Origin of the sequence: Neolewinella sp., from assembly GCF_965214665.1 — a bacterium.
GTDB lineage: Bacteria > Bacteroidota > Bacteroidia > Chitinophagales > Saprospiraceae > Neolewinella.
Window position 1 is genome coordinate 1425349 of the sequence record NZ_OZ243970.1, and the last position, 13747, is coordinate 1439095.

Sequence of the window (13747 nt, forward strand, 5' to 3'; positions counted from 1 at the left end):
TCGCAAATTGCGTATCTACTCACGCTTCGTGAGCTCCTGCTGCCACGTCCGTACTTCCCCGAGCCGGAAGCGTACCGGGAACCGGGTGGCCTGCTCAATGTCCAGCTCCAGACGGCAGAAAAAGGCAAGGTGGGGCTTAGCCTGCGCAAAATCAAACGGCTGGATCTGCGGTTCGCTCCTGCCAGTACTGAGTGGGGCGGGGCCACGGGTGCTAAGTGGGTCGAAGGATAGACTAGGCTGCAGTTCGAGAGCGGTTGCACCGGCGCCCCCGCCCGTAGTTAGTTGGGCCCGGACGGAGCCCGAAAGCAGCACTGCTAGCACGAATAGGAGTGCCTGCCTCACTTTTTCTTGTTGTTCTTGTAGTCGCGGAAGACGAAATCGCCGAGGCCCTGTAAGCCGCTGTAGTAGGCCTTACCGCCGTTGGTCTCGGTGAAGCTCTGGACAAATTGTACGAGGTAGGGATCGCGCGCGATCATGAAGGTGGTAACGGGGATGCTGATCTTACGCAGGCGGGCGGCGAGGTTAAGGGTGCGGTTGACGATGGTGCGGTCCAGGCCCATGCTGTTTTTGATGTAGCGCTTGCCGCGCTTGATGCAGGTGGGCTTGCCGTCGGTGATCATGAAGATTTGCTTGTTGGGATTGCGGCGGCGGCGTAGGATGTCCATGGCAAGCTCCAGTCCGGCGACAGTATTGGTGTGGTAGGGGCCGACCTGTAGATAAGGTAGGTCCTTAATCTCCACGGGCCAGGCGTCGTTGCCGAACACGATGATGTCGAGCGTATCCTTGGGGAAGCGGGTGGTGATGTACTCGCTTAGCGCCATGGCCACCTTCTTGGCGGGTGTGATGCGGTCCTCGCCGTAGAGGATCATGGAGTGGCTGATGTCAATCATGAGCACGGTCGACATCTGCGCCTGGTAGTGGGTCTCGTAGACCTCCAGGTCGTCCGTGGTGAGGCGGAACTCGTCGATGCCATTGTTGATCTGGGCGTTGCGTAACGATTCGCTGACGGCCATCTTATCCAGTGCGTCGCCAAATTCGAAGGGGCGGCGCTCGCTGGTGGTCTCATCCCCCCGGCCGGTGTAGCGGGCGGAGTGATTGCCCCGCTTGGTCTTTTTGATGTCACCGAAAATATCCTTCAGCGCTTTCTGGCGCAGCTCGCCTTCCATCTTGGCGGTGGGCACGTAGCCGGGGCTACCGGGTCCGTCACCGGGCTCGATGTAGTTCTTATCGATAAGCTCCTGGATGAAATCACCGATGCCGTACTGGTCGTCGGTAAGCTCGTACTGCCGGTCGAGGTTGGTGAGCCACTGGAGGGCCTCGCCGACGTTGCCGGAGGTGTGGGTAAGCAGCTCCTGGAAGAGCTTGAGGAGCTTTTCGAAGGGGGTCTCGTCGTCTTGCCCGGGGATGTAGTTTGAGAATTTCCAGCCGATCATACAGGGGAAACGGGTGGGGGTGGCGATGGTTGCGCGAGCCTCGTCGGCCTCGGTTTAACTCGTCTGCCGAATCCTTTTCACTTCGCCCAGAGCGAAGTGAGAAGTTCGTCCGCCGAGTTAGTCCGGGTCTTTTAAAGATTTAACCCCACTCCACGAATAGTGGAGTGACGCGGCGGTCCTTTGCGGCCATGTACAATTACAACGTCATCTACCATGTCTACAACCAAAGTAACAATTACGAGCCACTCTTTCGCTGCGAAGAGAACTACCGATACTTCACCCGCAAGATCAAGCGCCACCTCCTGCCGTATGCGAATATTTTTTGCTATTGCTTGATGCCGGATCACTTTCACTTCCTCTTAAAACCGACGGTAACCGGCTGCGCTCCCAGTCGTAGTAAACGCTACCTTAGATTAGAAGAGAGTGCAGCAGGTGTAGCATACCAGCAGAACCTCAGTAATGCGATCAAAACCCTCCTTAGTAGTTACACGCTGGCAATCAATAAGCGTTACGGCCGAAGAGGGTCTTTGTTCAAATCCAATACAAAGGCTAAGCCGGGCTACACTGACTTCTACCCGGACGCTAGTGAGTTCGAGGAGGAGCAACCGTTTACGCTCTTTATACCCTATTTACGTGTATGTTTCCACTACATACACGACAATCCGGTCAAGGCAAGGCTGGTACCAACAGCAACAGAATGGGAGTTTTCATCGGCCCTCGATTACAGTGGACTACGGGACACCGGCGTGTGTAATTTTAAATTAACTGAGAAATTACTTGGTATTCCGCGCGGTGTGCCATACAGGCGTCCGACGCTTTAAAGCGTCGGACGCCTAATCAAGCAACCCCACCAGCCCCACCTCCCCAGCCACCGCAGGCCACACACTCCCCACCCCCCGCCGCGCCAGCTCCCCCCCCGTACTCGGGCCCATCGCCAGTACCCGGGCACCCTCCGGGAGTGGATGGTGATCGAGGTAGGCCGCTACATTGAGCGGACTGGTGAAAATGTAAGTATTGGCTAGGATGGGTGCGGCGGGGGGCACGGGCCGGTTATCGTAGCACACCGCGTCAAGCACCTCGATGCGGTTAATCAGGGCAGTCTGAATGCTGAGGCGCGACTGGCGAGCGCGGGGGAAAAAAACGCGATCACCGTGGGCCACGGCAAGGAAGTCCTCGGCAACCTGCTCGGGGTTGCCGTTGCCGCAGAGGTCAACCCGCTGGATGGTGGCGTAGAGCTTCTCGGCCGTGCTACTACCGATGGCGGCCGTGCGCACGTCGCTGGGTACGGTTCCAGCAAATTGCACGGCTCGGGGACTATAGAAGAACCACCAGTGGGCATCCGTAGGTGGATCGAAGGGGACGGCGGCAAAGGTGAGCAGCGACTGAGCGTGAATAGTTTCTCCCCGACTGGCGGCCCACTGGCGTAGGGGGCTGGCAGGGGCGAGGCGGCGGCTGATGAAGATCACAGCCGCAAAGTAAATCAAATGTGAAGGTCCCACCCGCACGGTGGCGAATGGGACCTAAAACGTGAGCCCCCAGGGGCTCGAACCCTGGACCCCCTCATTAAAAGTGAGGTGCTCTAGCCAGCTGAGCTAGGGGCTCTGGGGGTGCCCTTTTAAGGCGTCGCAAAGGTAAGCCCGGCCGCCGAACTTATGCAAGCGGCCGGGCTAGAATCTTTGCGGTGGCTTGGCTTACTTACGGATGCCAAGCTTGGCGATTAGGGTGCGGTAGCCCTCTAGGTCCTTGCGCTTAAGGTAGTTGAGCATTTTGCCACGGCTACCTACTAGACTGAGGAGGGCCTTACGGCTGCTGTGATCCTTGGGGTGCTCGCGCAGGTGATCGCTGAGCGACTTGATGCGGAAGGTGAACAGGGCGATCTGCCCTTCGGTGCTGCCCGTGTTTTGAGCGGAGCCGCCGTATTCGGTGAAGATTTCGTCCATCTTCTCCTGGGGGAGGTAAACTGGCATAGTTGAGAGCCTTTGGTAAACGGCGCCCCGTGGGGCACCGATCAGGTAAAGCAAAATTGGGGCCGCAAAGGTAGGCAATTCACGATTGGTATCCTAGACGGCCGAACGCTTTTGCCCTTTCCGTGCTTTAAGGAGGTAAATAAACTACCCCCATGCGGCACCTATCTACCCTCCTCTTTTTCCTTTTGGTGTGCACCTGCGTGTGCGCCCAGCGTGTTGTTTCCGTTACGGAGCAGGATACGCAGACCGCCGGCACACTGGGCTTTGTCGTGCCCGGCGCCACTTACGACGTGGTAAACTATAAGATGGTATACGCTACGGTGGATGCCCAAGGGCGCCCTGATACTGCCAGTGGGCTGATCACGTTACCCACTAACCGAGACCTGCGGTACCCTATCGGAGTCTACATGCACGGCACTGTGAGTAACCGGGAAGCGGTACCAAGCCGACCGGTAAGCGCGGCGCAGTTACTGACCAGCGAACGGATCCTGACCGCCGCCCTGGCCACCAACGGCTACATCGTAGTGGCCCCCGACTACATCGGTCTTGGGGACAGTGAAGGTTTCCACCCCTACGTACATGCCGCCAGCGAGGCCAGTGCCGGACGGGATTTGATCCTAGCGGCAAAAGAATGGATGGACGGGCAGGACATTGCCTACAATGATCAGCTGTTCATCACCGGCTACAGTCAGGGGGGCCACGCCGCTCAGGCGCTGCACCAGGACATTCAGGAGAACCCCGGTAGCGATTCGCTGGTCGTGACGGCCGGGGCTCACCTGTCCGGTCCCTACAGCATCAGTGACGTGATGCGCCGGGCCAGCCTGGCCGATACCACGGCCACCCTGCCGGGCTACATCGTGTATACCTACATTAGCTACGATACCGTGTATGACCTCTACGACGACCTAGGTGAGGTGTTTCAGCCCGCCTACCTGGATCTGATCCAGGACTTTAGTAGCCAGATCACCGATCTGGATTCCTTTAACCGCGCCCTAGACGATCGGCTTATGGAGCGGGATGAGCTGATTCGCGACATCTTCCAGGATTCCATCCGCCAGCAACTGGAGGACAACGACACGAGTAGCCAGATCATCCAGGCCCTGCGCCGCAACGATACCTACCGCTTCGCCCCCGAGGCCCCCACCCTGCTCTACTACTGTACGCGCGACGAGCAGGTGCCCTTTGAAAACGCCCTCCTGGCCGATAGCGTGATGACCGACCTGGGGAGCACCACGGTAGAGACCATGAGCGGCGGGCCTAGACTACACGGTGCCTGCCTTATACCGGCGGTACAGGCTACGCTGGGCTTTTTCGATCAGTATGCGGTGGCTACGCCGGTAACCCCCACCTCCGTCGGCGGGCCGGTCCGCATTCCGGGTCTTTTGGTGAGCCCTAATCCGGTACTAGCCGGGGGAGCCCTGCGCCTGACCGGACTGCCGACCGGCACAGCTTACATCTACTCAATCATTGACTTAAATGGCCGAATGGTGCAGCGGGGGCGGGTTAATAGCGACCAGTATATCTCCGTAGCGGACGACCTCGCTACCGGGCTACACCTGCTTAGGCTCACCGGGGCCGATGGCAATTTTGCCGTGCGTAAGCTACTGGTGCGCTAGCGACTAGTTGCTGCGCTGAAGAAGATCTTCGGTCAGGTCCCGTAGGATATTTTTGTAAGAAGCATCTCCATCTACCTGATCGAGGTGAGCGTAGGCCTCGGCCTGAAACTTGTCGCGGAGGTCACCTACGAGTTGGGGAACGTTGCTCCGCTGCATCAACTGCGTGACCCGAGCGACCTTGTCGGCGGGGTCTTCGGGCGATTGGCTAAACCAGTGCAGCAGTTCTCTTCGCTCCTCGGCCCCCAGTCCCTCCAGGGTCTTGAGGTACAAAAAGGTCTTCTTGTTGCGAATAATATCGTTGCCGGTGAGCTTGCCGGTCTGCTGGCCGTCGCCGAACGTATCGAGGAGGTCGTCATGGAGCTGGAAGGCCAGACCGGTGAGGCGGCCGAAGGCGTAGAGGTGATCGACATCCTCGGCACTACCGCCCGCCGCCAGCGCACCCAGCTCGAGGGCACCGCCCAGTAGCACGGCGGTTTTGAGCTCGATCATGTGCAAGTAGTCGTCAATAGTCACATCGTCGCGTAGTTCGAAGTCAACGTCGAATTGCTGCCCCTCGCAGACACCCGTGGCCACGCGGTTGAACCGGCACAGCAGCTCGGCTACCCGTTCCGTAGCCGGCACCCGGCACAAATGACCGTAGGCCTGGATCAGCATCAGATCACCACTCAGGATGGCGGTGTTGACGTCCCAGCGCTCGTGTACGGTGGGCTGTCCACGCCGTAGCGGACTATCGTCCATGATATCGTCATGGAGTAGCGTAAAGTTGTGGAAGGTCTCCACGGCCAGGGCCACGGGCATACCGGCACGCAGTCCTTCATCATCGCCGCAAATACGGGCGGCCAGCAGGGCCAGTAGCGGGCGTACGCGTTTGCCTCCCATGGACAGGATGTACTCGACGGGCTCGTACAGACCACGGGGTTTTCGCTCGTGAACCGTACCGGCCGTCAACTCCGCCACGAAGCGGTTACGAAGGTCGGTAAGAATGCGCACGGTTGACGGCTGCATAGGGGCGGGGGCTAGGCGGGGGCAAACATACGAAGTCGGTGTAGAGTCATGGCCCCCGGCGCCAACCTACCGTTGGTCGCATTGTTACTAGGGGTATGTACGACGTGATCATCATCGGCGGCGGCCCCTCGGGCATCAACGTTGCCATCAGCGCTAAGCGGGCGGGCCTGAGCTACCTCATCCTGGAAAAGGGCGTGATCGCCAACAGCTTATTCAACTTTCCGGTCAACATGACTTTTTTTAGCACTTCCATGAAGCTGGAGATTCAGAATACCCCATTTATCAGCCACCTTGATAAGCCCACGCGTACGGAGGCGCTAGAGTACTACCGGCGCCTGATCCAGCACTTCGATCTGGATATCCATCTGTACGAAAAGGTCAAGGAGATGCATCCGATTACAGATGGTTATGCCGTGGAAACCGCAAAGGCGACCTACCCCACCCGCAGCGTGGTGGTAGCGACGGGCTTTTACGATACCCCCCGGAAAATGAACATCCCCGGCGAGGACCTGCCCAAGGTGCGCCACTATTATGATGATCCTTACGCCTACATCGGGCAGGACGTGCTGGTGATCGGAGCGGCCAACTCCGCCTGCGACGCCGCCCTGGAATGCTGGCGCAAGGGGGCCCGGGTCACCATGGCCGTACGCGGCCCCGGTATCAACGAGCGCGTCAAGTACTGGATCAAGCCCGACATCGAAAACCGCATTGAGGAGGGCAGCATTACGGCTTACTTCAATACGACGACGGAGGAGATCCGTGAAGACACGGTACTGCTCGGCACACCGGCCGGACCCGTAGAGCTGAAGAACGATTTCGTGCTGGCCATGACCGGCTACCAGCCCAACTTTGCCCTTTTCGAACGCTTGGGCTTACCCGTAGAGGAAGGCGATGCCTGCAAGCCCATCTTCAACCCGAACACCCTGGAGACTACCCTACCGAACGTGTATATGGCCGGCGTGGCCTGTGCCGGTCGACAAACCAGCAAACTTTTTATCGAGAACACCCGCGACCACGGCGATATCATCGTAGAGGGCATTCAGCAGCAGGTACTGGCCCAGTAACAACAATTTGTGATGCGCGGCGCTTGTAGCCGGGGAGTCCATCATGTAACGTATGTCAGAAAAAGAATTCGACCTGCTGGTCGTCGGGGCCGGCGCGACCGGTCAATTAGTCGCTACCCAAGCCACCGAAGCGGGCAAGACAGTAGCCATGACCGAAGGCCGCGCCTACGGCGGCACCTGTCCCCTGCGCGGCTGCGACCCCAAACTCGTGCTCCACGCCGCGGCCGAGGCCATGTACCAGGTCGAGCGCCTACGCGGTAAGGGGTTCACCTCCGCCCCCGGCTTCAGCTGGCCGGACCTCATAGCCTGGAAGCGCACCTTCACCGAGCCCATCCCCCAAAAGGCGCGCGAAAAGATGGAAGATCACGGTATCGAGGTCTATAGCGATTACGCCAGCTTCGTGGATCCCCACACCATGCAGTTCGGCAATACCCGGGTGAGGGGAAAGCACATCGTACTGGCTACCGGTATGAAGCCCGCCCCCCTGGATATCCCAGGCAATGAGCACCTTTACCACAGCGATGACTTCCTGGATATGGACGATCTGCCCGCCGAAATGGTTATCATTGGGGGCGGCTATATCGGCACCGAATCGGCCCACGTCGCCGCGGCGCTCGGCTGCAAGGTGACCATGATCGTTACGGAGTCCGTCCCACTCGAAAAATTCGATCACGACCTGGCCAACCTGCTCCGCAAATCGGACGAGGAACGCGGCATGACGTTCTACCTCAAAAGTAAAGCCACTGCAGTGCGCAAGCAGGGTGACCGCTTCGAGGTGGATATCGAAGGAGAGGACCGCAGTACTACTACGGTAACGACCGACCGGGTGCTCCACTGCGCCGGCCGGGTGCCGAACACCGAAGAGTTGCAGCTGGACAAAGTCGGTATCGAGGTCACCGACAAAAAGAAGATCAGGGTCGACCACCAGTTGCGTACTACCCTACCCCACGTCTACGCCGTCGGCGACTGTAGCGACGGCGGTCTGCCGCTTACTCCCGTAGGTACCTACGAGGCAGCCATCGTCAGCCACAACCTCTTTGGTGGTAAGAACGAGCGGACCGATTACTACCCCATCCCCACCGTAGCTTTCTGCCTGCCGGGCATGGCCTCCGTTGGCATGACGGCCAGGGAGTACGAAGAGGCAAAGGCTCAGCGCAGCATCAAGGTATACTATAAAGACGCCTCCGACTGGTATCATGCACGCCACCTCAACAGTCCCGTCTTTGCCTACAAGCTTTTCGTGGACGAGGACAAGGATGTGCTAATCGGTGCACACCTTCTGGGTCCCGGCGTACCGGAGCTGATCAATCTGTTTTACCTGGCGATCAAGGACGAGACGAAGGTGAGTGTACTGCAGCGGCTGCTGTGGGCGTACCCTACGGCTTGCTCTACGGTGAAGAGCATGCTGACGTAGTGGCCGGTCGTCTGCCGAACTTCTCTCACGCGTAGCGTAATTCTTATGCTTGCGCCTTAGCGCAAGTAAAAGTTCGTCAGCCGACTTCTAACCTGAGTAAGTCGGCGGACGAAGCCCTACGGACAATTCGGCCGACGACAGCATACCTTCGTGCCATGACCAACCCCGAGATCGCCCGCCACTTCCGCGAGCTCGCCAAGCTCATGGAGCTTCACGGTGACAACCCCTTCAAAATCCGCAGCTACACCAACGCCTACAACAAGCTGCGCAAGGACGAGCGCGACCTGGCCGACATGTCGGAAGCCGAGCTACAAAAACTGGAGGGTGTCGGCAAGGCCATCGCCGGCAAGATCCACGAGCTAGCCACTACCGGTAAGATGGAAACCCTCGAAAAGTGGCGTGCCCAGACTCCGGAAGGTATCCGCGAGATGTTACACATCAGCGGCTTCGGACCAAAGAAGGTGAAGGCCGTATGGGACGGGCTCGGGGTCACCACCGTCGGCCAGCTCCTCTACGCCATCAACGAGAACCGCCTGGTGGAGCTCAAGGGCTTCGGACTAAAAACCCAGGAAAGCCTCCGGCAAAAACTGGAGTTCCTACAGCGCAGTCGGGGACGCTACCACTACCGCACGTTGGAGCGGGTCTGTGATGCCCTGCTCGTACAGCTCGGGACTGCATTTCCGGATCATCGCTTTGCGCCCACCGGAGCCTACCGCCGCCGCTGCCCTACCCTGGTGGACTTGCCTCTCCTCACAACGCTTGCACCCGCCCCGATAGCTATCGGGGCGCCCAGCATTGCCGGCTTTACCATCACAGAGCAGTCCGCCGAGCGCACCACGGGAGAAGTAGATGATTTCCCGGTGATCCTCCACCACTGTAGCACGCAAAACTTTGGCAGTAAGCAGTTTAGGCACACCGGCAGCCCCGAGTTCCTGCGGTCCTTCGTGGCGCGCTTTCCCGACCAGGACTTTCAAAATCTTTCCTCCGAGCAAGACCTCTGGGCGCGTGCGCAGGTGCAAGCCATACCCCCGGAACTGCGCGAGGACGAGCACTATTTGGACCGCGCCATCGCCCATGACCTCCCCGAACTGATCGAGGAGGGCGACATCCGCGGGGTAGTGCATACGCATTCTACCTACAGTGACGGCATTCACTCGGTGCGCGAGATGGCCGAGGCGTGCGTAGAACGAGGGTATGAGTACCTGGTGATGAGCGATCACTCCCGGGCCGCCTTTTATGCCAACGGGCTGGATGAGGAACGGGTGCGCGCGCAGTGGGCGGAAATCGATGCGTTGAACCAGGAACTGGCCCCCTTCCGGGTGTTTAAAAGTATCGAATGCGACATCCTGGGGGATGGCAGTCTGGACTACGACGACAAACTACTGGCGGGCTTCGACCTCGTGATCGTCTCGGTACACAGCAACCTCAATATGACGGAGGAGCGGGCTACGGAACGCCTGCTTGCGGCCATCGCCAATCCCCACACCACGATTCTGGGGCACCCTACCGGGCGGCTGCTGCTGAGTCGGGAGGGCTACCCCATAGACCACCGGCGCATCATCGACGCCTGCGCCGAGCACGGCGTGGCCATCGAGCTCAACGCCAATCCCTACCGCCTCGACCTTGACTGGACCTGGGTCCCCTACGCCCGGGAGCGGGGGGTACTGGTGGCAATCGATCCGGACGCCCACGCTACGGGGGGCATCGACGACATTCGCTACGGGGTGCTGGCGGCGCGCAAGGGGGGGCTGACGGTGGGGGGGTGTCTGTGTGCGCTGTCACTGACGGAGTTTTCGGCCTGGCTGAGTGTCGGCCGCTGACCAAATAGACTCATTCCCGGTTCGGATTAGTGAACACCTAGCTTAGGGAGTTTGGCCGCTGGAGCGGAAGTTTATACCGCTCTTCTCGGACCGGACTGAGGCAGACCACGGCTAGCGTGAAGCGGTGGCGGGCGCACACAAAATATAATTCTGAATACTCAGAAATTCATGGACGAAAGCTAGCGAAATTTCGCACAGGGCAGCGTTTGGTGTTTTGAAAACGTTAAGAATGTACTAGCTTTGTGGCGTCCGGCACTCCCCAGGCCGGCAGCCTTGATCAACCTGTCTCATTTACCACACCACTCCTTTGCGCTCCGATCTTGCTGCATTGGCGTAGCAACTTTTGCTCTACCACCTCTGGTAGGGCTCTATGTGCTTTTGGAGGGGGGGTTAAGCATGAGTCATTTTAGTTACCCGCTAACCATCTTGAATTATGGATCGAATTAAACTTTTACTTGTGGTCTTATTGTCTGGCTGCTTTGCAGTTATTCAGGCGCAGGCCATTACTGGAAAAATCATCGACGATGATGGTACCCCACTTATTGGTGCTTCCGTGCTTGTGGAAGGGACCACTACCGGAACGGTAACTGATATCGACGGGGTTTTCACCCTTACAGTACCAGAGGGGGGGGACCGCCTCATTATTAGTTATACTGGGTTCGAAACTCAGACTGTAGAATTAACTGACCCTGATGATGATTACGAAATTACGCTCTCTGATGATGCGATCGGTCTTGACGAGGTAGTTGTCGTTGGGTACTCCCCAGTTCGGCGTAAAGACATTGTAGGTGCGGTCTCATCCGTTAGTGGTGAGGACGTAAATCGTGAGGCAGGGGCCACCGTACAGTCCGGTCTGCGTCAAGCCGCTGGCGTCGTGGTGCAGCAAAGTAACGGTGCACCAGGTGCTGGATACAATATCCGTGTCCGTGGTGTGACCTCAGTAAACGCTTCCAACGAACCACTTTTTGTAGTTGATGGTGTACCTGTCATCGCGGGTGATTTCTCACAGCAAGGAGTCGGAGGTCAGGGAACCAACGCGCTCGCCGACATCAACCCTGCCGACATTGAGTCGATTGAGGTCCTAAAGGATGCTTCCACCACGGCTATCTACGGAAGCCGTGCGGCTAATGGCGTTGTGTTGATTACCACCAAGAGCGGTAAGGCAGGCAGAACAAACATCAACTTTAGTACTACCTATGGCTTTAACGAACTTATCAAAGAGGTTGATGTCGTTGATGGCATACAGTACAATGAATACGTTAAAGAACGTTATGGAGCCGATGCAAATACTGCTCTTGGATTAGACACGACTGTGAGCAGCAATTGGCAGGAGCTAATATTTGATCGCAATCCAATTACCACCAATCAGCTTAGTGTCAGCGGTGGTGACCAAAAGACTAAGTTCTACGGCAGCCTAGGTTACGATGACCTCCAGGGTGCCCTAAATGGTACTCGGTTCAAGCGGTACTCTGGTCGGTTAAACTTAGATCATACTGCTTCGGATAAGCTAGCGATTAACTTCAACTTGGGGTATACAAACTCCAACAACAAACGACTACAAGGCGATAACAATATCTACGGAGCGCTATCGTCAGCGATCTTGCTCCCTCCAGTGGTCCCGATCAGGAATGAAGATGGTAGCTATGGTTCAGCGTTCGGTCTTGAAAATCCAGTAGCGGCAACCGAAGTCTACGAAAACCGCGCGTTGACCAACCGTATTATCGGAAATGCTGGTATCACCTACTTTCTGACCGAAAGCTTCTCGCTAAAAGCAAAGTTGGGTGTAGACAATGTCAACTATCGCGAGAACATATTCGAACCACGCTCCTTGCAGTCGACGGCTCAAGGCCAGATTGTGGAAAGCAGCAATGTCCGTACGCGTTTAATCAATGAGTACCTGGCAAGCTACAATGGTAGCTTTGGGGGTACCTCAATCTCATCTACTATTGGCGCAATTTTTCAGCGGGACGATGTTCGTCGGAACTATTTTCAAACCGATGACCTCCCCAGCGATAATTTCCCCAGTGCCGATGCTGCAGCTACTCCAGCCACTGTTGTTGGCGATAGATTAGGAAGTACGCTCCAGTCTTATATCGCGAGCTTCAATATGAATAATGCGGGGCTGTACATCACCGCTTCGCTACGGGCTGATGGGTCTAGTCGGTTCGTGAACGACAAATGGGGCTATTTCCCCGGCATCGCGGCAGGTTACAACTTCGCCAACGATGGAAAAGTCGGACAGTTCGATCAAGTTAAAATCAGGGCAAGTATCGGCCAAACGGGCAACAACAACATCGGTGATTTTGCCACACGGCCGCTGTTTGCCGGAGGTGCCTCTTATTTAACTACCCCTGGTATTTCTCAGTCTCAGTTGGGCAACCCCGATTTAAAGTGGGAGACTACCACTCAATTCAACGCAGGTCTAGACCTGGCACTGCTTGATTCGCGTATCGGGGCTACGTTTGACTTTTATATCAAGAATACCGATGATCTGATCCTTAACCGGCCGATTCCTACTACTTCCGGATTTGGTACGGTAGTAGCAAACGTAGGTAGCATGCGTAACACCGGTGTTGAGGCGACGCTCACATTTGTTAATGTGCAAGAGCCAGACTTCAACTGGACTACTACCCTAACCGGAGCCTATAATAAGAACGAGGTGACTGAGCTGTTCAATGACCAACCTCAGGACTTTGGATTTGCTACACGTCTTGCAGTAGGTGAGCCGGTTGGTTCTTTCTTCGGTCTGGAAACCGACGGCATTTACCAGAACCAGGCTGAGATTGATGCGGATAACGCTCGTAATGATGACCGTGACTTCATCGTTGGAGCACAGCCGGGTGACTTCCGTTTTGTAGACCAAAACAACGATGGCATCATCAATGACGACGATCGGACCTTCATCGGTTCAGCACTGCCTGACTTTACAGGCGGTGTAGACAACAAACTGTCTTACAAGGGATTGGAGTTCCAGTTCTTTTTACAGTTCAGTCTTGGCAACGATGTGTATAACAACAACCTAGCCTTCGCGGAAGGCCTAAACTCCGTGTTTGCACCTACGGTACGTGCCTACGAAGGTGCCTGGAGAGAAGAAGGCGATGGTGATGACTTCCCTCGCATTACCGGTGGACAGTCTGCCGACAACAATCGTCAAGACTCTGATCGCTACGTAGAAGATGCTTCGTTCGTACGTTTGAAGACTGCATCCCTGGGGTATAACTTTGAAGAGAATTTACTTCAAAACGTGGGTATCAGCAGTTTACGACTTTTTGTATCAGGGACTAATCTGATCACGTGGACTGACTACAGTTGGTTTGATCCTGAGGTGAACACCTTCGGAGACAGTAACGTCGCGCTTGGGACAGACTTTCTAACCTTGCCACAGTCGCGTAGCGTTCAGGTTGGTCTTAATGTAGGATTCTAAATTA

11 protein-coding genes and 1 tRNA gene are annotated in these 13747 nt (G+C 56.8%); 6 read left to right on the top strand and 6 right to left on the bottom strand.

What is annotated here, in order from left to right; translation table 11 throughout:
- Positions 1 to 15 precede the first annotated feature (15 nt).
- Positions 16 to 342: a hypothetical protein gene (locus ACOOHD_RS06365; RefSeq protein WP_420460738.1), complete on the bottom strand. Its 327-nt coding sequence runs from the start codon at positions 340 to 342 to the stop codon at positions 16 to 18.
- Positions 339 to 1433 carry a vWA domain-containing protein gene (locus ACOOHD_RS06370; RefSeq protein ID WP_420460739.1) on the bottom strand — a complete coding sequence of 365 codons (1095 nt, stop codon included), beginning with the start codon at positions 1431 to 1433 and terminating at the stop codon, positions 339 to 341. The genes ACOOHD_RS06365 and ACOOHD_RS06370 overlap by 4 nt, the downstream gene beginning before the upstream one ends.
- Positions 1434 to 1621: 188 nt before the next feature.
- Between ACOOHD_RS06370 and ACOOHD_RS06375 the strand changes: the two genes are divergently transcribed.
- Positions 1622 to 2254: a transposase gene (locus ACOOHD_RS06375; protein ID WP_420460740.1), complete on the top strand. Its 633-nt coding sequence runs from the start codon at positions 1622 to 1624 to the stop codon at positions 2252 to 2254.
- Between the two features lie 12 nt (positions 2255 to 2266).
- Here ACOOHD_RS06375 and ACOOHD_RS06380 read toward each other — a convergent pair whose 3' ends face one another.
- The 3 genes from ACOOHD_RS06380 to rpsO form a co-directional block, all read right to left on the bottom strand.
- Positions 2267 to 2899 carry a uroporphyrinogen-III synthase gene (locus ACOOHD_RS06380; RefSeq protein WP_420460741.1) on the bottom strand — a complete coding sequence of 211 codons (633 nt, stop codon included), beginning with the start codon at positions 2897 to 2899 and terminating at the stop codon, positions 2267 to 2269.
- A gap of 62 nt (positions 2900 to 2961) precedes the next feature.
- A tRNA-Lys gene (locus tag ACOOHD_RS06385) sits at positions 2962 to 3035 on the bottom strand.
- An 89-nt stretch (positions 3036 to 3124) separates the two neighbouring features.
- Entirely contained in the window at positions 3125 to 3400 is a 276-nt protein-coding gene (gene rpsO / locus ACOOHD_RS06390; RefSeq protein ID WP_420460742.1) for a 30S ribosomal protein S15, read from the bottom strand.
- A 152-nt stretch (positions 3401 to 3552) separates the two neighbouring features.
- Between rpsO and ACOOHD_RS06395 the strand changes: the two genes are divergently transcribed.
- A complete protein-coding gene (locus ACOOHD_RS06395; protein ID WP_420460743.1) occupies positions 3553 to 5016 on the top strand; it encodes a serine aminopeptidase domain-containing protein in 1464 nt (487 codons plus the stop codon).
- A gap of 3 nt (positions 5017 to 5019) precedes the next feature.
- On the opposite strand, the gene ACOOHD_RS06400 is transcribed toward ACOOHD_RS06395, so the two are convergent.
- Positions 5020 to 6021 (bottom strand): polyprenyl synthetase family protein, encoded by a 1002-nt coding sequence (locus ACOOHD_RS06400; RefSeq protein ID WP_420460744.1) that lies wholly within the window; start codon positions 6019 to 6021, stop codon positions 5020 to 5022.
- A gap of 95 nt (positions 6022 to 6116) precedes the next feature.
- On the opposite strand from ACOOHD_RS06400, the gene ACOOHD_RS06405 reads away from it, so the two are divergent.
- The 4 genes from ACOOHD_RS06405 to ACOOHD_RS06420 all read left to right on the top strand — a co-directional run bounded on the left by ACOOHD_RS06405 (position 6117) and on the right by ACOOHD_RS06420 (position 13743).
- Complete coding sequence (locus ACOOHD_RS06405) at positions 6117 to 7085, top strand: YpdA family putative bacillithiol disulfide reductase (RefSeq protein WP_420460745.1); 969 nt, start codon at positions 6117 to 6119, stop codon at positions 7083 to 7085.
- Positions 7086 to 7137: 52 nt separating this feature from the next.
- Positions 7138 to 8499: a dihydrolipoyl dehydrogenase family protein gene (locus ACOOHD_RS06410; RefSeq protein WP_420460746.1), complete on the top strand. Its 1362-nt coding sequence runs from the start codon at positions 7138 to 7140 to the stop codon at positions 8497 to 8499.
- A 155-nt stretch (positions 8500 to 8654) separates the two neighbouring features.
- Positions 8655 to 10319, top strand: coding sequence for a helix-hairpin-helix domain-containing protein (locus ACOOHD_RS06415; protein ID WP_420460747.1), 1665 nt, complete (start codon positions 8655 to 8657; stop codon positions 10317 to 10319).
- A 433-nt stretch (positions 10320 to 10752) separates the two neighbouring features.
- Positions 10753 to 13743: a SusC/RagA family TonB-linked outer membrane protein gene (locus ACOOHD_RS06420; protein WP_420460748.1), complete on the top strand. Its 2991-nt coding sequence runs from the start codon at positions 10753 to 10755 to the stop codon at positions 13741 to 13743.
- The last annotated feature ends 4 nt before the right edge of the window (positions 13744 to 13747 follow it).